At 54.7% G+C, this 20,563-nt stretch carries 21 protein-coding genes and 2 tRNA genes; 6 read left to right on the top strand and 17 right to left on the bottom strand.

Features of this window, described 5'->3' with window-relative positions; translation table 11 throughout:
- The first annotated feature begins 144 nt into the window (after positions 1 to 144).
- Entirely contained in the window at positions 145 to 1,422 is a 1,278-nt protein-coding gene (locus QMG93_RS27095) for an NAD(P)-binding domain-containing protein (protein ID WP_281942094.1), read from the top strand.
- Between the two features lie 74 nt (positions 1,423 to 1,496).
- On the opposite strand, the gene QMG93_RS27090 is transcribed toward QMG93_RS27095, so the two are convergent.
- Together QMG93_RS27090 and tkt are read right to left on the bottom strand one after the other, a co-directional pair.
- On the bottom strand, positions 1,497 to 1,814 hold the full coding sequence (locus QMG93_RS27090; protein WP_025849509.1) for a pyrimidine/purine nucleoside phosphorylase: 318 nt from the start codon (positions 1,812 to 1,814) through the stop codon (positions 1,497 to 1,499).
- A gap of 99 nt (positions 1,815 to 1,913) precedes the next feature.
- Positions 1,914 to 3,917 (bottom strand): transketolase, encoded by a 2,004-nt coding sequence (gene tkt / locus QMG93_RS27085; protein ID WP_281942092.1) that lies wholly within the window; start codon positions 3,915 to 3,917, stop codon positions 1,914 to 1,916.
- Positions 3,918 to 4,276: 359 nt separating this feature from the next.
- Here tkt and QMG93_RS27080 point away from each other — a divergent pair, with 359 nt between their 5' ends.
- The 3 genes from QMG93_RS27080 to QMG93_RS27070 all read left to right on the top strand — a co-directional run bounded on the left by QMG93_RS27080 (position 4,277) and on the right by QMG93_RS27070 (position 6,164).
- On the top strand, positions 4,277 to 5,386 hold the full coding sequence (locus tag QMG93_RS27080) for a sensor domain-containing diguanylate cyclase (protein ID WP_281942090.1): 1,110 nt from the start codon (positions 4,277 to 4,279) through the stop codon (positions 5,384 to 5,386).
- A 154-nt stretch (positions 5,387 to 5,540) separates the two neighbouring features.
- Positions 5,541 to 5,756, top strand: a complete 216-nt coding sequence (locus QMG93_RS27075; RefSeq protein ID WP_281942088.1) for a helix-turn-helix transcriptional regulator — start codon at positions 5,541 to 5,543, stop codon at positions 5,754 to 5,756.
- A gap of 21 nt (positions 5,757 to 5,777) precedes the next feature.
- Complete coding sequence (locus QMG93_RS27070) at positions 5,778 to 6,164, top strand: hypothetical protein (protein WP_281942086.1); 387 nt, start codon at positions 5,778 to 5,780, stop codon at positions 6,162 to 6,164.
- A gap of 109 nt (positions 6,165 to 6,273) precedes the next feature.
- On the opposite strand, the gene QMG93_RS27065 is transcribed toward QMG93_RS27070, so the two are convergent.
- The 3 genes from QMG93_RS27065 to QMG93_RS27055 form a co-directional block, all read right to left on the bottom strand.
- The gene (locus QMG93_RS27065) at positions 6,274 to 6,669 is read right to left on the bottom strand and encodes a VOC family protein (protein WP_281942085.1); all 396 of its coding nucleotides are present in this window, start codon (positions 6,667 to 6,669) and stop codon (positions 6,274 to 6,276) included.
- 170 nt (positions 6,670 to 6,839) lie between these two features.
- Entirely contained in the window at positions 6,840 to 7,733 is an 894-nt protein-coding gene (gene purU, locus QMG93_RS27060) for a formyltetrahydrofolate deformylase (protein ID WP_063188384.1), read from the bottom strand.
- Between the two features lie 44 nt (positions 7,734 to 7,777).
- Positions 7,778 to 8,905, bottom strand: coding sequence for a deoxyribonuclease IV (locus tag QMG93_RS27055; RefSeq protein WP_281942080.1), 1,128 nt, complete (start codon positions 8,903 to 8,905; stop codon positions 7,778 to 7,780).
- Positions 8,906 to 9,050: 145 nt separating this feature from the next.
- On the opposite strand from QMG93_RS27055, the gene QMG93_RS27050 reads away from it, so the two are divergent.
- On the top strand, positions 9,051 to 9,500 hold the full coding sequence (locus QMG93_RS27050; RefSeq protein WP_281942078.1) for a DUF2621 domain-containing protein: 450 nt from the start codon (positions 9,051 to 9,053) through the stop codon (positions 9,498 to 9,500).
- A 69-nt stretch (positions 9,501 to 9,569) separates the two neighbouring features.
- Here the strand turns inward: QMG93_RS27050 and QMG93_RS27045 are convergent, their stop codons facing one another.
- From QMG93_RS27045 to QMG93_RS26995, 11 genes are all read right to left on the bottom strand, one after another.
- Entirely contained in the window at positions 9,570 to 9,746 is a 177-nt protein-coding gene (locus QMG93_RS27045) for a hypothetical protein (RefSeq protein ID WP_193394438.1), read from the bottom strand.
- Between the two features lie 92 nt (positions 9,747 to 9,838).
- Positions 9,839 to 11,263 carry an S-layer homology domain-containing protein gene (locus QMG93_RS27040; protein ID WP_281942072.1) on the bottom strand — a complete coding sequence of 475 codons (1,425 nt, stop codon included), beginning with the start codon at positions 11,261 to 11,263 and terminating at the stop codon, positions 9,839 to 9,841.
- 148 nt (positions 11,264 to 11,411) lie between these two features.
- The gene (locus tag QMG93_RS27035) at positions 11,412 to 12,155 is read right to left on the bottom strand and encodes a glycerophosphodiester phosphodiesterase (RefSeq protein WP_281942070.1); all 744 of its coding nucleotides are present in this window, start codon (positions 12,153 to 12,155) and stop codon (positions 11,412 to 11,414) included.
- A gap of 123 nt (positions 12,156 to 12,278) precedes the next feature.
- Positions 12,279 to 14,495 (bottom strand): YhgE/Pip domain-containing protein, encoded by a 2,217-nt coding sequence (locus QMG93_RS27030; RefSeq protein WP_281942068.1) that lies wholly within the window; start codon positions 14,493 to 14,495, stop codon positions 12,279 to 12,281.
- A 199-nt stretch (positions 14,496 to 14,694) separates the two neighbouring features.
- Complete coding sequence (locus QMG93_RS27025) at positions 14,695 to 14,874, bottom strand: YjfB family protein (protein WP_281942066.1); 180 nt, start codon at positions 14,872 to 14,874, stop codon at positions 14,695 to 14,697.
- Between the two features lie 447 nt (positions 14,875 to 15,321).
- On the bottom strand, positions 15,322 to 16,122 hold the full coding sequence (locus QMG93_RS27020; RefSeq protein WP_281942064.1) for an anti-sigma factor: 801 nt from the start codon (positions 16,120 to 16,122) through the stop codon (positions 15,322 to 15,324).
- 5 nt (positions 16,123 to 16,127) lie between these two features.
- A complete protein-coding gene (locus QMG93_RS27015) occupies positions 16,128 to 16,694 on the bottom strand; it encodes a sigma-70 family RNA polymerase sigma factor (RefSeq protein WP_281942062.1) in 567 nt (188 codons plus the stop codon).
- 187 nt (positions 16,695 to 16,881) lie between these two features.
- Entirely contained in the window at positions 16,882 to 18,189 is a 1,308-nt protein-coding gene (locus QMG93_RS27010; protein ID WP_281942060.1) for a plastocyanin/azurin family copper-binding protein, read from the bottom strand.
- A 167-nt stretch (positions 18,190 to 18,356) separates the two neighbouring features.
- Positions 18,357 to 18,439 (bottom strand) — tRNA-Leu (locus QMG93_RS27005).
- 151 nt (positions 18,440 to 18,590) lie between these two features.
- Positions 18,591 to 19,487: a manganese catalase family protein gene (locus tag QMG93_RS27000; RefSeq protein WP_281942058.1), complete on the bottom strand. Its 897-nt coding sequence runs from the start codon at positions 19,485 to 19,487 to the stop codon at positions 18,591 to 18,593.
- Positions 19,488 to 19,525: 38 nt separating this feature from the next.
- On the bottom strand, positions 19,526 to 19,945 hold the full coding sequence (locus QMG93_RS26995) for a pyridoxamine 5'-phosphate oxidase family protein (RefSeq protein ID WP_281942056.1): 420 nt from the start codon (positions 19,943 to 19,945) through the stop codon (positions 19,526 to 19,528).
- A gap of 160 nt (positions 19,946 to 20,105) precedes the next feature.
- On the opposite strand from QMG93_RS26995, the gene QMG93_RS26990 reads away from it, so the two are divergent.
- Complete coding sequence (locus tag QMG93_RS26990; RefSeq protein ID WP_281942053.1) at positions 20,106 to 20,315, top strand: CsbD family protein; 210 nt, start codon at positions 20,106 to 20,108, stop codon at positions 20,313 to 20,315.
- A 105-nt stretch (positions 20,316 to 20,420) separates the two neighbouring features.
- Here the strand turns inward: QMG93_RS26990 and QMG93_RS26985 are convergent.
- Positions 20,421 to 20,503 (bottom strand) — tRNA-Leu (locus tag QMG93_RS26985).
- Positions 20,504 to 20,563 lie beyond the last annotated feature (60 nt).

The following is a 20,563-nucleotide window of genomic DNA, read 5'->3' as shown; positions in this document are numbered from 1 at the left end:
TCCTTGCTTCGAATCGAAGCTTTGGTCGTACGGTAACACATTAAATCCCTATAGTGTATAGAATACTTTACTTTCTAGCCGAAACGCAAGAGAACAATTCACAGCTCACTGGCAAAATGTTAAAATACAGGCAAGAGGTGATGGATGATCATGAAAACTGTCGGGTTTATCGGACTCGGCACCATGGGCAAACCTATGGCTGCCAATTTGATCCAAAAAGGTTTTCGCGTGAACGTTTACAACCGGACGGCGGACAAAGCCCAGGAGCTTGTCGCCCTCGGCGCCGCACAGGCAGCTAGCCCCGCTGAAGCCGCTAAAGAAGCGGATGTCATCGTCACAATGCTGAGCAACGACCAGGTCGTTCTGGACAGCTTGTTCGGCGAGAACGGACTGGCTCACAGCCTGCGTCCCGGACAAACCGTGATCGATTGTAGCACGGTCTCCCCTGCGACGAGCCGCAAAATTTATGACGAGCTGGCATTGCATCTGGTCGATTTCCTGGACGCGCCGATTACCGGCAGCAAGCCTGCGGCCGAGAACGGCACGCTCGTCTTCATGGTCGGCGGGCAGGAAGAGACGCTGGACGCGCAGCGCGACGTCTTCGAAGCTATGGGCAGCAAAATCGTCTATATGGGGCCAAGCGGCTCCGGCTCCTATGCGAAGCTTGCGCATAATACGATGGTCGGCATCAATGCGCTCGGGCTGATGGAAGGCTTGTCCATGGTGACCAAAGCCGGTCTCGACCCGGAAAGCTTCCTGAGCATCGTCCTTGCCGGCGGCGCGAACAGCAGACAAGCCGAGCTGAAAGGCTCCAAGATCGTAAGCCGCGACTTCAGCAACCAGTTCTCGACCAAGCTGATGCTGAAAGACTTGCTGCTCGCAGGAGACGTAGCTGACGGGTTCCAGATGCCTTCGCCGATGCTACGCACCGCTACAGGGCTATTCCAGATGGGCCTTGCCAAAGGCCTCGGAGAAAATGATCTGTGCTCGGTCATCCAATGCTATGAGGATTGGATGCACATGCAGGTCAGCAGCCGGGACAAGTCTGCCGAAGTCATGACCGAACGCCGCCGTAACGCGCGCATTCAGCTTGACATCAAGCTGCACTTATCCGTCTACCAATGGGAGCAGGAAGGCTCCTTCTCCGGGCAGCTGATCGAAGGCTCGCTGGTCGACCTGTCGGAGAGCGGCATCCGCATCGTTTCTTCGTTCCCGCTCGCCCGCGATATGTTCATCGTGCTTCACTTTCCGAAGGAAGCGGACCTGCCGCCGATCACGGCGCGCATCATCCGCATCGATCCGGACAACGGGCTATTCCGCTACGGCTGCATGCTGTCGGGACTGCCGCCATACGTGCGGCTCAAACTGGAGGAATACATCCGAGTCCAATCGGAAGAGCAAGAGAAAGCTTCCCAAGCCTGATTCATTTTGCAAAAACCCCGCATCGGCCTATCTGGTTCGTTATACCAGATCGGGTGTGCGGGGTTTGCTTTTCGTTATTCGCTAATGTAGGAGCAGCAGTAGTCCGTCACCGTGCGGACATCCAGCTTGAACTTGGCGCCTGCCGGCACCGTAAATTCGCCTGTTCCGTTAATTTCCAGCCATTCGCTGGCGCCGGGCAGCAGCACCTTCAGCTCCCCCGCTTGAATCTCCATAATTTCCTTCGTGTCCGTACCGAACTCATACTCGCCGGGCAGCATGATGCCCAGCGTTTTTTTCGTTCCGTCCGCAAAAATCACGGTGCGGCTGGTCACTTTGCCGTCGAAATAGATGTTCGCTTTCTTCACTGCGGTTACGTTCTCAAATTGCGACATGGACCGATTTCCCTCTTTCTCATCCGAACCAACCGCGAGCGGTGCATTCATCCGCCACCGCCCGCTGCCGTTCGTCGTCTATTGTTCAACGCCCAATTCTTATTTCAATAAAGCTTTCACGCGGGCTACCACATTGTCCACCGTGAAGCCGTACTCGCGGATCACAATCGGACCCGGAGCGGATGCGCCGAATTTGTCGATGCCGAGCACGTCGCCCTGCACGCCGACGTAGCGCTCCCAGCCGAACGGATGGCCCATTTCGACCGCCAGACGCGCTTTTACCTCCGGCAAAATGACGGAATCCTTGTACTCCTGCGGCTGCTTGTCGAACAGCTCCCAGCTCGGCATGCTGATCACGCGAACCGCGATGCCTTCTTCGGCAAGCTGTTTTTGCGCACCCATCGCAAGCTGCACTTCCGTCCCCGTTGCGATAATTTGCGCCTGCGGCTTGCCACTCGCTGCATCGGACAAGACGTACGCGCCGCGGTCAACCGCGCCGTTCGCCGTGCCTTCCAGCGTCGGAGCCGCTTGACGGGAGAAGATCAAGGCGACAGGGCCTTTTTTGTTCTCAACGGCATAGCGCCAAGCGGCTGCCGTTTCCGGACCGTCCGCCGGACGAAGAACCGTCACGCCCGGAATGACGCGCAGCGCGGCAAGCTGCTCGATCGGCTCGTGGGTCGGGCCGTCTTCGCCGACGCCGATGCTGTCGTGCGTGAACACGTAGATCGCCGGCACGTTCATGATCGACGCCAGACGGATCGCCGGACGCAAGTAGTCGGAGAAGACAAAGAACGTTCCGCAGAACACTCTTACGCCGCCGTGCAGCAGCATGCCGTTCGTAGCCGCGCCCATGCCGAACTCGCGCACGCCGAAGTAGATGTTGCGGCCGCTGTAGTCTTTAGACGTCAGCACGCCGAGATCCTTCATGTGCGTCATGGTCGAAGACTCCAGGTCGGCGGAGCCGCCAACGAGCCACGGCACGTTTTTGGCAATCGCGTTAAGCACCGTACCGGAAGCCGTACGGGTACCCTTGTCCGCCGAAACGTCGGACGGAATGTCCTTGTCCCAGCCTTCCGGCAGATCGTCGCTTGAGGCCGCCTCGAACTGCTTCGCCAGCTCCGGATGCGCCTTGGCGTAGTCGGCAACCAACTGCTTCCAAGCCTCGTACGATTGAATTCCCTTGCTTTTCACGTCGGCGAAATGCTGGCGCACTTCGTCCGGCACGTGGAAGTGCTGCGCTTCGTCCCAGCCGTACACTTTCTTGGTGAGCGCGACTTCGTCCACGCCGAGCGGAGAACCGTGCGGACCTGCATGGCCGCCTTTGCCCGCTTTGTTCGGGCTGCCGTAGCCGATGACCGTCTTCACTTCGATCAGCGTCGGACGGTAATCCGCCTGCGCTTCCAGCACCGCTTTGTGGATCGCTTCCAGATCGTTGCCGTCCTCGACGCGCAGCACCTGCCAGCCGTAGCCTTCAAAGCGCTGGGCGACATTCTCGGAGAACGACAGATTCAGCTCGCCGTCCAGCGAAATATCGTTCGAATCGTACAGCACGATCAGCTTGCCGAGCTTCAAATGGCCCGCCAGCGAAGCGGACTCCGACGAGATGCCTTCCATCAAATCGCCGTCGCCGCAAATGGCATATGTATAGTGATCGATGACATGGTATTGTTCACGATTGTAAACGGCCGCGAGATGCGCTTCCGCCAACGCCATCCCCACCGCCATGCCAAGACCTTGACCGAGCGGCCCCGTCGTCGCATCGACGCCCGGCGTGTGGCCCACTTCCGGATGTCCCGGCGTCAGGCTTCCCCATTGGCGGAACTGCTTCAGCTCTTCCATCGGCAGGTCGTAGCCGGAGAGGTGGAGCAGGCTGTACAGCAGCATCGAACCGTGTCCCGCAGACAGCACGAAACGGTCGCGGTTGATCCACGTCGGCTGATCCGGGTTGTGCTTCATCAGCTTCGCGAAGAGCTCATAGCCCATTGGCGCAGCTCCCATCGGCATCCCGGGGTGTCCGGACTTGGCTTTTTCAATCGCGTCGATGGAAAGCGTACGGATCGTGTCCACGGAAAGTTGTTCGATCGTTTTGTTAGATACCGTCATTGTGATCCTCCTATTGTCGATCTTCTTTTGATCAGCAGTATGGTAAAGCACTGGTCCGCCTTCGCGCGAAAGCGCCGGGCTTCACGTGAACCCAGCAAACAAAAGGATTGTTCACGTGTGCATTACTACCTGTTCGCTTGGAGTGCTTGCCTTATTGTACCACTCTCCGTTTCAGTTTGCCATATCCAACCGGTGAACATGCTTTGAAATCTCATTTCGCTCAAAAAAATTAGTTCTGCCGAAGGATTTACAAAAGTTACGTCGAAACAGTATGGTATCACACATTTTTTGGAGCGTTTCACTCTTGTTGGATGAACTAAGGTATACGTGGATGTATTATGTGACACGGGAGCAGATGTATGAACCATCTTTTGCTGGAACTGGTCAATACCCGACAAACGTACAGAAAAATGCTCAATCTGTACTGGATCACCATCGTGCTGACAGCCATTCTCGAATATGCCATATTTCTTTTGGAAGCGGATACTTCGCCCTCCGCCTTCTTTCAAGCCCTGCTGTTTCAAGTGATCTGTTTAACCGCCGTTACCGGAGCCGTAGAAACCCTCTACCGCTACCGTAAATTACAGAGCGATTGGCTGCTCATCTTAACCGGCATTTTCTACGCAACCTCCATTATTCTGATGAACCCGTCAATCGGCATCGTACCCGCCATTTACATTTTTCCGATCCTAACGTCCGTTCTGTCCTTTAACAAAAACCGCATTGTCGCCGCCTTCGCCCTCGTGCTGCTGTCCTTCGCCGCCCTGTACCTCATCAGCCCCGAGCTTCGGCTCACCATGCAGCCCGTGCATACGATCGGCATCCTGTTCCTGTACACCGGGACGACCGTTATCGCGCTATCCATCACCAGCAGCGGAATCGAACTGCTCAACAACCTTAAGCATGCAACCGAAGCTAAGCAAGAGCTGCTGGTCAAAAATATTATTATGGACAAACTGTCCAAGCTGGATGCGCTTACGAGCCTGTATAACCATAAGACGTTCCACGAATATCTCGAAAAGCTGATCGACCAGCATGAGCGCAACGAGCTGCCGCTGCATCTGGCGATCGTCGATATCGACAATTTCAAAAGAATCAACGATACGTTCGGCCACTGGGTCGGCGATATTATTTTGATGCGCGTGGCAAATACGATTAAAGAAACAGTATCTCCCAACGATTTTGTAGCCCGCTACGGCGGCGAAGAATTTGCCGTCATCTTTACCGACAAAACAGCGGAGGAAGCCTACGCTTTGGCCGAGCAGATCCGCCACAAGCTGTCGGTCACCCTGCACCCCGAATTGGAGTCGCAAGCGGCGACCATCAGCATCGGTCTGCAGACCTATACGAAAGGCCACGGCAAGGAAGGGCTGTTCAAAGGCGCGGACGCTTCCCTCTATGCCGCCAAACGGACGGGCAAAAACAAAACGGTCGTGCAGTCAGCGGTTGCCGACCCGGTGGTCGTGTGATGGCTATAATAGACGGAACCGGTTTAACCATAATCGGCGCCGTCTTTTTTATTTCCCCCAACAAAAATGTAAAAAGCATTTGACATATCCATTGAGGATTGGTACATTGTTTTTGTAAAACATGTTTTACATTTTGGTGCTAAAGGGTGTGGCCATGGAAAACCGTATCCGAGAAATGAGGAAAGCCAGAGGACTGTCTCAGGAAGATTTGGCCTCCGGCTGCGACGTCTCCAGACAGACGATCAACGCGATTGAAAACAACAAGTACGATCCGAGCTTGCTCTTGGCTTTCCGACTAGCGGAGCAGCTTCATTGCCGAGTGGATGAGCTGTTTATATACCGGGACAACTCAGAAGAACAACAAGATTAGCATAATTGGAGGAATATTACGATGAAAGTACGTTTAGGAATGTCTATCTTTTTAGCGGCGCTGCTTGTATTACTTGCAGCGATGGCCGTTAAGGATTATAAGAACGGAACGATCGGCACGTCGAGCGTAACGTCGGTTGTCATAGCTCTGGCCGTCTGCCTTCAATTTTTGACCTGGGGTACGGACCGCAAAGCGCAGCAGGACGAGATGGGGAAAATTATCGCAGCGAAAAGCGCCAAAATTAGCTATCACATTTTAACAGTGGCTTTGTTCGTGTTTTGGATCGCCGACCGGATCGTCTTTGTCCGCAAGGACGATTTCGGGAACCTTTCGCTGTTCCTCGCTCTATGCTTTTGCCTGGTGCTGTATCCGGTCGTTCAGCTGTTTTACGTACGCCGGTTCAAATAAATACGGTTATGCCCATCGCGAGCAGACCCACGCACAAAAAACCGGAAATGCGCTATCGGCATTCCGGTTTTTCTTTGCTTCCGCAAATACCGTCGAACGTCTTGCCTTCTCAATGCGCAGTATGACCCGTTTCATTGGAAACTTCGATCAAATTGCCGTCGGGGTCCCGAAAATAGACCGACAGGATCGGTCCTTCGGCGCCGGTCCGAGCGACCGGTCCCTCCATGACCGCAACACCGCACGATTCCAGATGGCTCAGCACCTCGGCCACCGGCACCTTCGTCAGAAAACAAAGATCCGCAGAGCCCGGCATCGGCTTGTCCGCCTTCGGCTCCCACTCCCGGCCGTGGGGATGTAGATTGATCTTCTGACGGCCGAATCGCAGCGCCTTCCGGCCTTCGCCGAAAGTTACGACCTCCATCCCCAGCACGCGGGAATAAAAAGCGCATGTCGCTTCCACGTCCGCTACCGTCAATACCAAGTGATCCAACCGTTCGACGTTCATCCTCATCGCTCCTCTGCACCGTATTATGCTCCCGTTCTCATCCTACTCCTTTTCGGCATGGAAATCGACTTTTCGCATATTCCCGCCATCGGGTCATATAAAAAAGCGAAGACCTCCGCCCTCCCTATTCTCGGAAAGTGCGGCTCTTCGCTTCGCATACGGATATAAAATTAACTAAACACAACCGTTTTGTTCTGATGCACGATAACCCGGTCCTCGACGTGCCAGTTGACGGCACGCGCCAGTACCGTACGCTCGATATGGCGGCCGATCCGCTTCAAATCGTCCACGTTGTCGCGGTGGCTTACCCGCTGGACGTCCTGCTCGATAATCGGTCCGCCGTCCAGCTCCTCCGTGACATAATGCGCAGTAGCGCCGATAATTTTCACGCCGCGGTTGTACGCCTGCGCATACGGCTTGCCGCCCACAAAGGCAGGAAGGAACGAGTGATGGATATTGATGATTTTGTTCGGGAAGTGCTCGATAAATTTCGGCGAAATAATCTGCATATAGCGGGCCAAAATGACGACGTCCACTTGACCGCTAACCAGTTCAAGCTGCCGCTTCTCCGCCTCCGCCTTCGTATCGGGCGTGACCGGAATATGATGGTACGGAATGCCGAGCGGCTCCACCAGCCCGCGCATATCGTCGTGGTTGCTGATGACCATCGCGATATCGGCATCCAGGTCGCCCGACTGCCAGTGCCACAGCAGCTCCAGCAGGCAATGGTCCTCCTTCGAGACGAAGATCGCGAGTCTCTTCTTGCGGCTTGCCCGGGTAATGCTCCACTTCATGTTGAATTCCGCGGCAACCACGGCAAAATCGGCCTTCAACTGCTCGCGGCGCGCATCCAGGTTGTCCAAATCGAACTCGATTCGAATGAAGAATAACCCACCCTCCGGGTCCATCGTATATTGATCGGATTGTACGATGTTGGCGCCGTGCTCGTACAGGAAGCGCGATACCGCAGCCACGATACCGGGCCGGTCCGGGCAGGACACGAGCATCCGCGCGCGATTCGTCAAATTCGTGCTTTTCGATTTGGAAGTAACATTCGAAACCATGCGTTGTTGATCTCCTTCGTTGTCAAAACATAGAATGTCTTTTCTTATACCGTGGCGAACAAATGCTCGCCCGCAAACCACGCGGTCAGCCGGTGGTTAATTTGTTCCTCGTTCAGCTCAGGGAACAGGCTGTCTGCGACGATCAGGTCGTACAAGCGCTCCATCGGTTCGCGGCCGTCTGCCTTTTTCGCCTTGGCATCCGTCTTGAGCACTTCCCAAGTTTGCAGCACGTACGCTCTCGGATCGATATCCTGCTTCGTGAAGAAATGAGCCAGTCGCTCGACATCCGACAGGAAGCCGTCGCCGAAACGCGTTTTGACCGTGCCGCCGAGCAGCGCGATTTCCGCTTCGTACATCGGCCGCTGCGAGCTGTCTTCCTTGCCGATCCACGGCGTCTCCAGAATGAACGGCAGATGCTTCAGCTTCTCATGGTGAACGACGTTATGCATCGCTTGGAAGCCGATCCAACCGGCACCAACGGGGGCGTGGCGGTCTTTGGACGCGCCTTTCGGGTTTTTGCTGTCGTTCAGATGCACGACGGCAATGCGGTCCAACCCGACCGTGCGGTCGAACTGCTCCAGCACACCGTCCAGATCGTTAACGATATCGTAGCCCGCATCGCTGACGTGGCACGTATCGAAGCAGACGGTCAGCTTGCCGTTGTCTTCCACCTTCTCGATGATGGTAGCCAGCTCCTCGAAGCTGCGGCCCATCTCCGTGCCCTTGCCTGCCATCGTTTCCAGCGCGATGTTGACATTCGTATCCTTCACGCCGCTCAGCACTTCATTCAATCCCTGCGCGATGCGTGCGAGCCCGTACTCGGCATCCTTGTCCGTATAAGCCCCGGGATGAAGCACGATCTGCTTCACGCCGAGATAATCCGTACGGCGGATTTCTTCCTGCAGGAAGCGGACCGCCAGCTCGTACGTGTCATCCTTGTAGGAGCCCAGATTGATAATATACGGAGCATGGACGATAATCTCTCCGATGCCATGCTGCTCCATCACGGCTTTACCTTCTTCGATATATTGATTTTCGATCGGTTTGCGGCGCGTATTCTGCGGCGCCCCCGTATAAATCATAAACGTTCCGGAGCCGTAAGAGACGGCTTCGTTAGCCGCATTCAGCAGCCCCTTATCCGAAAACGAAACGTGCGATCCGATTCTGACCATGACCGGGAATCACTCCTTTGTTCATCTTACTTTCATCTATTTTACTAGGATCGGGACAAGAAATCTAGAATAGGAAATATTCTCTTGTAGGTTCCGTTTTCCTCCAGCGGAAAGTGAGGTATAATGGAAGGGAGGTGAACGTTTCATGTGGTATATGATGAACGATGCCCCGGCCGAGGGGTTTATGTGGTTTATCATTTTTTGGGTATTCGTGCTGCTGTTCATGATGTCGGTGGGCGGCTACTTTATGTTCCGCAAGTTTTTCAAGGTGCTCCCCCGGGAGGACGGCAAATCGAAGCTGGATTGGCAAAATCATTACGTCGAATCGTCCCGCCACCTGTGGACGGAAGACTCCAAAGCGTTTCTCGACATGCTGGTCGAGCCCGTGCCTACTCCGTTCCGCGACATCGCTAAGCATTCCATCGCTGCCCGGATCGGACAAGTGGCGCTGGAGGCGAAGGCCGACGCGGTCACGCGGGAGCATTGCATCGAGGGGTATATCTTGGCAACGCCCAAGCGCGATTACCGCAGTCTGACCTCGTATTTGGACAAAAAGCAGATCGACTACAGCCCGTTCAAACATCTGCTTCAATAAATTGCTTTTTCGAACAAACATAACGAAGCCCGGACCTATTCGTCCGGGCTTCGTTTTCGTACATCAGGATCAGGGTTCGTCGAGAACCTTCTCCTCTTCGTTCTGATATTGGCGCGCAGCTTCGAGCACGTCTAGATCCGTCTCGCTCTGCCCTTGGATGGCGGCCGCTGCGTCCGCCTGATTGGCGAGCTGCTCCTCCGCTTGTCCTATGCCGTGCGCGCCTTGATGTCCTCTGCTGGATGCCATGGAAAACCTCCGGTTGTCCGTTTTGTCGGGAAGACACCGTTTAGTATGATCCTTACGGCAATCCTTTATCCCAGCTAAGCATCCGGCCTAACTTAAGGCTTCGTCGTAGTCGATTTGGTCTTCTCCTTCTTCTTGCTCGGCTCTACGTCCGACAATTGCACCGACAGCGTCGTCAGATCGTCGGTTCGCTTGTTCTTGTCCGGATTGCGCAGCTGCGAGCGGAGGCCGACCGTCGTCACACCGCTGACTTGTAGCGTTAGCGGAAACTCCTCCTGCTTGACGAAGCCGACGCGGCCGTCAACGATCACGTACATATCGACCTTCTCGTCAGACTTCAACGTAATGGTCAAATATCTGGCCCCTTTTGGCTGCACGGCGGCCTCGATTTCGCCCTTCTGCTGCAGATTTTTCACGATAACGCCCTTGTCGTCAAAATAGTCGGTGACTCTAACGATCGATTTATCCGACCAATTGATCGAACCGTCCTGCGAGTAGCCGCCGTTCGGTGGCGTGATCGTATTGCTGTTCGGGTTGTTATTGAAGCTGCTGCTGCCGGAAGATCCGTTCGAACCGCCGATGCTGCCCGAATCCGTCCCTGTCCCGGCCGGATTGAAAGGAAGCGCTAAATCAACCGTCGTGTAATCCCAGAGCCAGCCGTTCTTTTTCAGATACGTGTACACACGGTCCAGAATCGTCACCGCTTCGGCGCGGGTCACGTAGTCTTTCGGACGGAAATAGCCCTGATCGTTCGGCGTCATAATGCCGCTTGCTTTGAGGCTGGCCAGCGCTTTGGCCTGTACATTGGACAGCTCGTCCCCGCCCAGCCTGCAGTCCCCGGTGTTTTTGCCGAGAATGAGCGTGACGAACACATCGTTGCTTTCCACGTCCATCAAGCCGTCCTCGACATATCGTCCGTCCGCTTGGGCGACTTGGTATTCCGCTTCCGTTTTGAACATTTTGACCGGAACGTCTTTCAATTCCGAAACGACCGAGCATACGTCATTGTCGCTAAAACGCTTTTCCATCAAACGATTGTCGAAATACGCGTACAGCAGTTGGGCAAGCTGCAGGCGGGTCAGCTGCATATCGGGGCGAAAAGCCAAATTTCCGTCCCGGCTCAGCCCGTACCCTCCAATTTTGAACGAGCCGTCGTAAATCTCCGATATGGGCTTATGCGCCCAATGCAGTTCGGGAACATCGGTAAAATAAGTAATTTTTTGCATCCCGGTAGCCAGAGCGTTCGGACGATACTTGTCAAATAACCGATACACCATAGCCGTCCATTCCGCCTTGCTGATCGTCTTGTTAGGACGGAAGTTGCCGTCGGGATACCCCGTCAGCACCTGCTTATTCGCCATAAGTCGGATCGACTCGACAGCCCAAGCATACTGCTTCGCATCGACATCCGGAAACACATTGACTTCCGCCGATGCAGGTCTGGGCCACAACGACAATAGCACGGACAACGACAGCAGAACTGCAAGCTTGCGGTACCATGAAGAATACATCTTGTTCATTGCGAAACCTCCTATCTCTCTCCTTATTATCGGACGAACGGACGCAGAATGTTACCTTTTGGGAAAATTGCCCACGAAAAAAAGCGCACAAGCTGCTTCCGAACCCTTATCGTCCGTCGTGCCTATGCGCTCCTTATTCAAATCTTTTTTATGCCTTTTCTTCGTTTAACAGGTTTCTGAGACGACCCGGAAAATCCGTAATGATCCCCGAAACGCCGGCATCGATAATCCGGCGAAGGTCTTGCGGTTCGTTAACGGTCCAAGGGTAGACCCGCAAGCCATAGCCTGTCGCTTCGGCCGCGTCCCCGGCATCGATCGTATGATGCTGCGGATGAATCGAATAGACGTTCAGTCCCTCGGCTGCCGCAGCCATCTGACGATGCGATACGAAATTGGCCACATAAAGCAGCCCCGCCCGCAGATTGGGGATCGCCTCTTGCAGTTGCTTCAACACCTTATGGTTAAAAGACGAGACAACAACACTGTCCAGCCGATTGTACTGTGCAAGCAGCTCTGCCAGTCGTTCCGCCAGCCGCGGAGTATAGGAGCATTTGACCTCGACGTTGATCATGATTTCCAATGGAACGAGCTGGAACACTTCTTCCAGCAGGGGCAGCCGCTCTCCGGCGAACCGTTCGTCGAACCAGCGTCCGGCGTCCAGCCCCTTCAGCTCCGTCACCGTCATCTCCGCGATGGCGCCGGTGCCGTCCGTCGTACGTCCGACCGTGTGGTCATGGCAGACGATCACTTCCCCGTCGGCCGACAGGTGCACGTCCAGCTCGATTGCGTCCGCACCTTGCCGTAGGGCAAGCTCGAACGAGGCCAGGGTATTTTCCGGCGCCTCTCCTGCAGCGCCGCGGTGGCCGATGACAATAGGTTGTTGTTTGGTCATATCCGTTTCCTCCCCTAGTTCAACCGCTTGGGTCTATTATCCGACGGAAGGAACGGAGAGGCAAGCCCTGCTAGGTAAATCCGATGTAAAGAAAATGTAAAATTCGATACAATGAGCCGCGTCCTACGATTGCACGGACTCCTCCTGAAGCTGATGCATGATCGTTTTCCGCTTGACGAGGTAGAGCACAACAAGCGCGCCAATGCCGTATGCGGCCAATATCAGCGCATCGTTCGCGATCGTTACGGCATCGCCAATTGAGATCAGGTGCCTGAAGCCTTCTACCGCATAAGTCATCGGCAGCGCCGGATGGATGAAATTGAAAAACCTCGCTTCCAGCTCAACGGGATACGAGCCGCTGCTGGACGTCAGTTGGAGCATGAGAATGACGATGGCGACGAAACGTCCCACATCGCTGCCAAGAATCGAGATCAGCATGAACAGAATCGCCGCGAACGTCAGTCCGAGCAGCAGCGCGAACCCGTATAAGTTAATGGCCGGAAGCACCGTCGGAATCCCAAGTCCCGTATGGAGAATGAAGACCGAAAGCACCGACTGAAACACGCTGACAGAAGCCAGCGCAAGATATTTGTTGATGAGATACGAGATCGGCCGCTTCGGCATCGAGACGACCTTGTTCAGATCGATAACGAAAAAAAGCACCAGCGATCCTACCCACAAGGACAGCGCGATAAAATAAGGCGCAAATCCCGTGCCGTTATTCGGCACCGGATGCAGGTTGTTCTCCGTCACCTTCACCGGGGAGACGATCGTATTGATCCGCTGCTCCGCCTGCCCGTCCATCGCCGCCATGCCTGCCGCCTCGCCAAGCTTCGCGGCAAGCTCCTGCTGGCCGGCGTTAATGTCCTTCAGGCCGGCGGAGAGCTGCGTACTGCCGTCGTACAGCCTCGTCACGCCGTCCTGCAGCTGATGGAAGCCGCTGCCGAAGGCATTGAGGCCTTCGACCAGCGCCGTGCTGCCCTGCTGCAGCTGATGGACGCCATTGGCGAGTTGGCCGAGCCGCCCGGACAAATCGTCTACCAGCTGCTTATTTCTGTTCAGTTGATCCAAGGTGTTGCGCACGGTGGTCTGCATCGCCTGCAGCCCGGTCCGCAGCTCGTTCATATGCGCCGAGAGCTGGTCACGGGCAACATTGATCTGCTCGATCGACTTGGAGGCAGAGCTGCGCATCTGATCAAGCGATGCCTTCATATCGCGTAAGGCCTGCTCTAATTCAAGCCGCTGCGCATTTGCCGTCTTCAGTTTGTCGACCGCCCCCTTGAACCGCTCGCTGCCGGTAATTTCGCCGAACTGCTCGCCAAGCGCCAGCAGATCCGCGATAGCGCCGTCAAGTTGATCCTTTTGCTTCTGCAATCGGCCGCCTATACCTGAGTCCCAAACGCGCTGCAGCTCGTCGATTCGCCGATTCGTATCCTGCAGCGATGCACCGATCACATCCAGTGCGTTAAGCCCGAACTTCAGCGACTGACCGGAAGCGTCGATCACCTTGCCGAGCCGCTCCGCCTCAGCCGTCAACTGATTGATCGGCTCCAGTATTTTCGATAGCTGCGCATTCAGCTTGTCGATGCCTCCTGCGCCTAATCCGACGGCCGTATCCAGCCGAATGATGCCGTTCTCCAGCTGGTTCGCGCCGTCCAGCAGCTTCGTCAGCCCGTCCGACAGCGGCTTCATGCCGTCCTGGGCTTGCTTCAAACCATCCTGCAAGGAAGTCGCGCCATCCTGCGCCTTCTTCGTTCCTTCCGCCAGCTTGGCCGCCCCATCGGCTGCCTTCTTCAGCCCTTCGCCGCCATTTAGAATTTGGTCGAAGATGATGCGCACATATTTCTCCGTCATTTGCTGCTCCAACTCGTGTGCAACCTTATCCATCACGCTGCGCACCACTTTGACGCCGAGCATGTTGGCCCCTTCGTTGACGGCGTACGAAAGCTGACTCGCTCTGGGCTGCGGCGTGCCCGGGCTATAGGCCGTTTCGGTGAAGTCCGGCGGGATCGTCAGCACCATAAAATAACGCAGCTTCTCGATCCCTTCCGCCCCTTGCTCCGGACTGACTTCCGTCCAGGACGTCTGCTTGTCGGCAAGCAGCTTGTCCGTAAGCTCCCGGCCCAGATTCACCGGGTTGCCGCTCTGCGACAAGCCGCGATCCAGGTTAACGACCGCCAGCGGCAAATGGGGCAAAAAATCGGTCGGATTCCAAAACGCCCATAAATAAATGAAACTATACATAAGCGGCAGGACCATCAAGCCGAGCACCGAGCGGCGCGCCATGTTGGAGCTCCACATTTGCCGGATATCGTGCCACGCCATTTGAAAACCGTTCATCGATCGATCCACTCACTTTTATCCATAGTTTCTCCCGCTTGCATACGATTTCCTTATGCTGTGCTTTTAGTATTCTTCGATCCGCAAAACCTATCCTAAGCCGAAACGCAAAAAAACCTGCCCAGGCTTCGGATTTACCTAAAGCGCGGGCAGGTTCATGCATACTTCATTTTTTTGAATAGATAAGGCTAGGGGGAGATCAGATGCGAATATCCAAGTTTTTGCCCAGGTTGGGATGCTGTGCCGCCGCAAAATCTTGAAGCAGCGTAGCCGCTTGGGCAGTCTGAGAATCCTTCATCTGACTTAGCAGAGCAATACCGACCGCCTGCTTCAATGCGTTTCCGCCGCTAACGGCGTTCAATGTTGCGTTAATTTGCACAAGCTCGCCTCATTTCTTCGAAAGATGGAGCAAACGCCGGAAGCCCGTTCGCTAAGGCCAGTATAATCCAAATAGATAAGCCCATCAATACAAATAAAGGAAATTGTCGTTTTCTGCCGAACCCTATTCGTATCAACACAATCCTGTAGTAACGCGAGGTGGTTCCCCCTGGCTATCCAGCCTTACGTCATCGTAATCGCCGGTATCCTGCTTGTGTCCTGTCTAGCTGTCGTTCTTCCGAAGTTTTTCAGACGAAACCGATTCGGCCGCCCCGGCGGTAAAAATCAATCAAGACAAAGCTGCTCCTTGTGCCGACGAAAGGTTCCTTCGAAGGAGTTGACCTTTTACGCCACAGCCGGCAAAGTCGTCGGCGTCTGCCGGGCCTGCCGGCCGAAAGCGGAGCGTCAAGACTTCATGCGTTTATGATTGTCCATTCGTTATGGCGACTCAGGTGCCCAGCACTTTTTTCCCGCGCGGCTCGGACCCACGGGAATCGGGCTCCAGCGTAATTCCGATACCGTCGAAGGAAGTATCCTCAAGTCCCATGTCCCAAGTCAGCATTCCTGCTCCTTGAGAATCGACCTGGAACGTTCCGCAGTTGGAACGCTTCCCGTCGCGCAGCAGCCACACTTGGTACGCCTGAACTCCGTCCGTTGGCCGCAAACCGTGAAATTGCAGCACCAGCTGCGCTTTATCGCCTTGACGCGTCAACCATCCCTGCCCGGCTGCCGACGGAAGCGCTTGGTCAAAAGCTTGCAACTTGTATTGTCCGATCACTTCCACAGGAATGGCCAGCCGGGTTTCCGGCCGCTCGACAGAGGATTTGAACGGAAGGCTAAAGTCCCCGACGATGGCAGTTCCCGCTCCGCAAACGAAGAAGAACAGCGCAGCCGCCGTATATCCGAGCCCTTTCGTCCACCGTTTGCGCCGCCGTGCTGCCACATCGTTAAGACGCCACTCCACGGTCGTCCGCTTATCCGTCGGACGCTCTTCAAGGAGCGTCTCCCCGCCCGCAGACGCAGGCCCTCCAAGCACCTTTCCTAGCACCTGCTCTTTTAAGTCTTCAGGCAATTCCACCAGCTCAGCTTCAGCGGGCAGTGCTTGCCACGTCTGCCGAAGCTCCGCGAGCTCTTGGGTACAAATCCGGCATTCGGACAAGTGACGCTCGAATGCCCGCTTCCGTTCCTCCGAAAGCTCATCTAGAAAATAAGAAAAGCATAGCTCGCATCCCGATTTTTCTCGAACCATGTCGTTCACTCCTCTCTCCAAGACGTCATGTGCTTGCGCAATAATTTCAAGCTTTGGTGGAGTCGGCTTTTTACTGTTCCGAGCGGCTCTTCCGACATCTCGGCAATTTCGCTTAAGGTGTAGCCCTCCCAATAAAATAGCCGGATTAGCTTGATCTGTTGTTCTGACATATATCGGTATGCCTCCTCCAGCTGCTGCTTGAACAGCTTCCGGGAGACAGGATCTGCAAAAGGATGGACTTCCGCTGCGCCTAATTCCGCTTCGATCCTATGCTCTAGCGGCACCAAGGCGGATTGCTTTCTTAATTTCCGCAGCTGGTCAATCGTCAAATTACGGGTAACGGTTAGCAGCCAATTGACGAATAGCCCCCTCGCCGGATCGTATCCGCTCTCCGTCGTCCAAATGCGGGTATATACTAACTGCACAACGTCCCGGGCAAATTCGGGGTCCTTCCTTGCTTTCATCGCGAACGAATAGACCAGCTTGGCATACCGGTCGTACAGCGCATGAAGCGCTTCGCTTTGTTTGGCTTTGATTAGTTCCATCAATTGCTCGTCCGAATATTGCTGCACGTATCGGAACACCCCCGTCTCTGACGCGCGCTCCTTGTTCCAGTTGTAAACGAGTAACAGGAAGCGAATTGACTCCATATTCCGACATTTCTTTTCGTTTGGCAACATGCAATTTTTAGCCGCTCCACATCAAACAACCCGAGGCCCTCCTTGCGGCGGGTACCCCGGGTTAACGTTCAGTCACATCTTACTTGACGATAATCGTCGCTTTCATCTCTGCTTTATGCGGAGCGCAGTAATACGTATACGTGCCCGGCTTGGTCAGCGTGATCGTTTCGGATTCGCCTTCTCCCAGCAGCTTCGTTTCGAATACCGGCTTGCCGTCGTCGCCGAGCGTGTCCGATACGGCATTATGCTTGACTTTATCTTTATTCGTAAACGTTACTTTCGAGCCCGCTTCGACCGTCAATTCTTTGACGGAGAAAGCGAATCCGGCCATCTGCACCTGATATTCCTTGGAAGCAGCCGGCTGCTTGTCTTCCTGCTTCATAGCAGCGCCTTCCGGTTTTGCTGCGAACCAAACGTTGTTGACGCCATGTCCGTTTACTTCCCCAGCCTTCGTGTCTTTCAGGAAATAGTAAAGCGGGCTTCCCTTATATGTCGTTTGCTTCGTGCCGTCCTCCCGCGTAATAACGCCAAAATCTTCTATTTTCAGGGACGCCGGGAGCTGCAGCGATTCCGCTTTGAATACCGGCCAGTTGACGGCGCATTGATCCTTGCAAGCGCTCTGGAACGGCGTGTCCTTCGTAAACGTGTAAAGCGTTTTGCCGGAACCGTCCGTCAAATAAGTGCCGACCTTATCGTTCGTCGCGAGACGAACCGACGACGCGGCTGCAGCCGCCGCAGCTTCGGCGGTAACGACCTTTTGGCCGACGAGAGCATCCAGCAGCGTCTTGTCCCCGGCCTTTAGCTTCGCCCCGAGCGCCTCCACCGTTGCCGTAGCGATATGCCCGTTATTCAGATTGCCCGCTTCCGCGATTTGTTTCAACCCCTTGCCTTCCGCAAAGCGGATCGTGTCTGCAAAAGCAAAATCGGTATCCTGCTTATAGCCAAGCGATTCCAAAATCACTTTGTAATACTGCTGCGCCGTAATTGAACCCATCGGTTCGAACCGTCCCGAGCCGGTCCCCGTCCACCCAAGCTGCGGATTCGCTTTCAAGTAGCCTAATACCGCCTGGTTGCTTTCATTGACCGCGCCGGCATCATCGAAATTCGCGCCCCCTTTGAAGCCCAGAGCCTCGTTCTCCAAGCCCTGCAGCCGCAGGAACAAAATCGCTGCCTGCAAACGGGTCGTCGATTGGGACAAGTAGCTTGCCGTTACACCACTACCATCGCCCTGCAATACTCCCAGCTCCGCAGCGATTTGCGCATCCGTTTTGACAGCGACCGCCGTGACCTTGGAATTGTCCGCAGCAGTTGCAGCGTTTGCAGACGTTGAGATCGTCAGGGCACTTCCCAGCAGTAGGACTGCATATTTCCAGCGTTTGTTCATCATCAGATTCCTCCTCGAATTTTAAAGGCTATTAGGCCAATCAATAGAGGAAACGCTGCCAAAGCGAAAACGGTTTGACGCTAAACGCAAAAAATATTTTTTATTTGTCCGGAAAAAGCAAAAAGCCCTGAAGATTCAGGGCTTTGCACGATCAGTAGGCTATTTGGATATGCGGTTGAGAGGACTCGAACCTCCACGGGCGTACGCCCACTACCCCCTCAAGATAGCGTGTCTGCCATTCCACCACAACCGCGGATGTACTATTCATTGTATAGGTTTCGTAGGAAAAAGTAAAGTGGCATCCTTTAGCAGAGTATTTCCCCCGGAAACGCCGGTAACACACACAAGAAGCGAATCTGTTCCGAGGAAACGGGAGCTGCCCACAAGTTTAGACGATCCCGCCTTTACATTCCTGCAGACCGCTGAAGCCTTCTCGCAATTTCCATAAACTCATCGGGGCCGATGCCCGGAGCGAATTCTTCCTGCACCTCGTCCAGCTCCGGAACGGGTCCGCCTTCCGGCGTACCGTCAACCACTTCCAACGGTTGGCCGTCCTCCGGGTGAGAACCTTTCCAGATTTGCCGTATCTCCTCATAAGCGTCGTCGCTGAAACGGTACAGCTTGCGATGAAGACCCTGTTCCTCGTATTTTCGGGTTGTTTCGAACGCCCGGTTGCTCAGGTTGGGGACCGGAACCAACTTCGTCATGTCCACACCTGTCGCAATTTCCAGCGCTTTGGCATAAGCGACGACATGCACACCCCCACGGACGAGCAGATAACCGACCATTTCGCGCGCCACGGGATGGTCCGTCATTTCATACACGCGCATTTTATGCGTCCTAGCCCCGCATTCCAAGAAGAAATTGTGCAACAGGTCCAGCACCAGATTGCCGCTGTTGAATACGTAATCCCCGGACCAACCTTTGCCCATAGAGTCTAACGGCAGAGCCGTTTGAGCTGAAGCGATAAAATGGTGCGAGTTCCGCTTATCGAGCGCGTCCATCATCGGTGCCGCATTCGGATCGGTCGGCTGCGTAGACCCGGTCAAGCACAGGTTGATAGCATTCGTAACCAGCTCGACGTGACCAAATTCCTCCGCTGTAATACTGCACACCAGATCGTAGAAGGGCTTCAGCTTTGTTTTGCCGCGAAAATTAAACGACTGAAACATGTAATTATTCAGCGTCGACATTTCCCCGAACCTTCCGCCCAGCAACTCCTGAACGGCTGCCGCCGCATTCGGGTCGGCGTGTTTCGGTTTCGGAAGCTCGATCACAAGCTTATGAATACGTTTGAACATCCACTACCCCTCCTCCCTGCCTGTCCCTATGGGCTAAGTTACTTTTGCCACACCTGCGGCTCGGATTCCCCTTTGACGTATTCGATTCTCGTCGGATTCAGTTCAAGAACAATATAGTCCGGGTCGTGTGGCCCTTCAAACCAGCGGCTGAGCTCGTCGTTCCACAACTTCTCCCACAGGCGGTTATCCGTACACAACTTCGCTGTCGCTTCCATCTGTACAATTTCGGACGTAGGGGTTCCGTCATACCCTGTCAGGACAAATACGTTTGCATTTTCCTGCAGCTCGTCCACTTTATCCGTTCGGCTGTTGGTCGCCAAATATACCGTGAGTCCTTCGTGAAACAACACCATGTACCTAATCTTCGGCCGATCGCCATCGACCGTACCGAACGCGCAGACGTCATTCGCCTCCAGCACCTTCATGATCCGCTCTTCCAGTTGCTCCGTTTTCAACATGGGAACATCTCCTTTCGGTTATGGAAGTCTGACTTCCTTCCTTGATTACCCGAACGGCGATAGGGCCAAACAATGCTTCGCTTCCCTAAGAAACTTGTTTCAATAAGCGGACAACCGGGTTAAATGCATAGTACATTTCTTCCAAAAGGAGCTGATTCGAATGGATACCAACGTTTTGAAAGGAAAATGGAGGCAGTTGAAGGGCGAAGCTCAAAAGCAATGGGGCAAATTGACCGACGACGACCTCGATGTTATTAACGGGGAAAAGGAAAAGCTCCTCGGGAAGCTTCAGGAGAAATACGGGCATACCAAAGAAGCCGCGCAGGAGGAATACGTCCGCTGGGAAAGCGGCTGGCGCGATCGGCTTTAACTTTCCGCATGATGAACTGCATGAAAAGTTTGCACCGCTGATGGTTTATGCTAAAAAAGAGAAAGAGCCCGCATCCGCTTGGATGCAAGCTCTTTCTCTTTGTGATGCGGTTGAGAGGACTCGAACCTCCACGAGCGTACGCCCACTACCCCCTCAAGATAGCGTGTCTGCCATTCCACCACAACCGCAGGTTACCGTAGGGGGAAGCCCGGCGGGTTCTCACCCCTACTATCTATGACCCGTAGGGG

It is taken from the genome of Paenibacillus tyrphae, assembly GCF_027925525.1.
Taxonomy (GTDB): Bacteria; Bacillota; Bacilli; order Paenibacillales; family NBRC-103111; genus Paenibacillus_G; species Paenibacillus_G tyrfis_B.
Note: the sequence above shows the minus strand (reverse complement) of the source record. Positions and strands in the feature narration are given on the sequence as shown.

What these genes read in the sequence shown, in the direction of transcription:
- QMG93_RS27095 (WP_281942094.1), top strand. Translation starts at nt 145, where the DNA reads ATGATCATGAAAACTGTCGGGTTTATCGGACTCGGCACCATGGGCAAA.
- QMG93_RS27090 (WP_025849509.1), bottom strand. Translation starts at nt 1,814, where the DNA reads ATGTCGCAATTTGAGAACGTAACCGCAGTGAAGAAAGCGAACATCTAT.
- tkt (WP_281942092.1), bottom strand. Translation starts at nt 3,917, where the DNA reads ATGACGGTATCTAACAAAACGATCGAACAACTTTCCGTGGACACGATC.
- QMG93_RS27080 (WP_281942090.1), top strand. Translation starts at nt 4,277, where the DNA reads ATGAACCATCTTTTGCTGGAACTGGTCAATACCCGACAAACGTACAGA.
- QMG93_RS27075 (WP_281942088.1), top strand. Translation starts at nt 5,541, where the DNA reads ATGGAAAACCGTATCCGAGAAATGAGGAAAGCCAGAGGACTGTCTCAG.
- QMG93_RS27070 (WP_281942086.1), top strand. Translation starts at nt 5,778, where the DNA reads ATGAAAGTACGTTTAGGAATGTCTATCTTTTTAGCGGCGCTGCTTGTA.
- QMG93_RS27065 (WP_281942085.1), bottom strand. Translation starts at nt 6,669, where the DNA reads ATGAACGTCGAACGGTTGGATCACTTGGTATTGACGGTAGCGGACGTG.
- purU (WP_063188384.1), bottom strand. Translation starts at nt 7,733, where the DNA reads ATGGTTTCGAATGTTACTTCCAAATCGAAAAGCACGAATTTGACGAAT.
- QMG93_RS27055 (WP_281942080.1), bottom strand. Translation starts at nt 8,905, where the DNA reads ATGGTCAGAATCGGATCGCACGTTTCGTTTTCGGATAAGGGGCTGCTG.
- QMG93_RS27050 (WP_281942078.1), top strand. Translation starts at nt 9,051, where the DNA reads ATGTGGTATATGATGAACGATGCCCCGGCCGAGGGGTTTATGTGGTTT.
- QMG93_RS27045 (WP_193394438.1), bottom strand. Translation starts at nt 9,746, where the DNA reads ATGGCATCCAGCAGAGGACATCAAGGCGCGCACGGCATAGGACAAGCG.
- QMG93_RS27040 (WP_281942072.1), bottom strand. Translation starts at nt 11,263, where the DNA reads ATGAACAAGATGTATTCTTCATGGTACCGCAAGCTTGCAGTTCTGCTG.
- QMG93_RS27035 (WP_281942070.1), bottom strand. Translation starts at nt 12,155, where the DNA reads ATGACCAAACAACAACCTATTGTCATCGGCCACCGCGGCGCTGCAGGA.
- QMG93_RS27030 (WP_281942068.1), bottom strand. Translation starts at nt 14,495, where the DNA reads ATGAACGGTTTTCAAATGGCGTGGCACGATATCCGGCAAATGTGGAGC.
- QMG93_RS27020 (WP_281942064.1), bottom strand. Translation starts at nt 16,122, where the DNA reads ATGGTTCGAGAAAAATCGGGATGCGAGCTATGCTTTTCTTATTTTCTA.
- QMG93_RS27010 (WP_281942060.1), bottom strand. Translation starts at nt 18,189, where the DNA reads ATGATGAACAAACGCTGGAAATATGCAGTCCTACTGCTGGGAAGTGCC.
- QMG93_RS27000 (WP_281942058.1), bottom strand. Translation starts at nt 19,487, where the DNA reads ATGTTCAAACGTATTCATAAGCTTGTGATCGAGCTTCCGAAACCGAAA.
- QMG93_RS26995 (WP_281942056.1), bottom strand. Translation starts at nt 19,945, where the DNA reads ATGTTGAAAACGGAGCAACTGGAAGAGCGGATCATGAAGGTGCTGGAG.
- QMG93_RS26990 (WP_281942053.1), top strand. Translation starts at nt 20,106, where the DNA reads ATGGATACCAACGTTTTGAAAGGAAAATGGAGGCAGTTGAAGGGCGAA.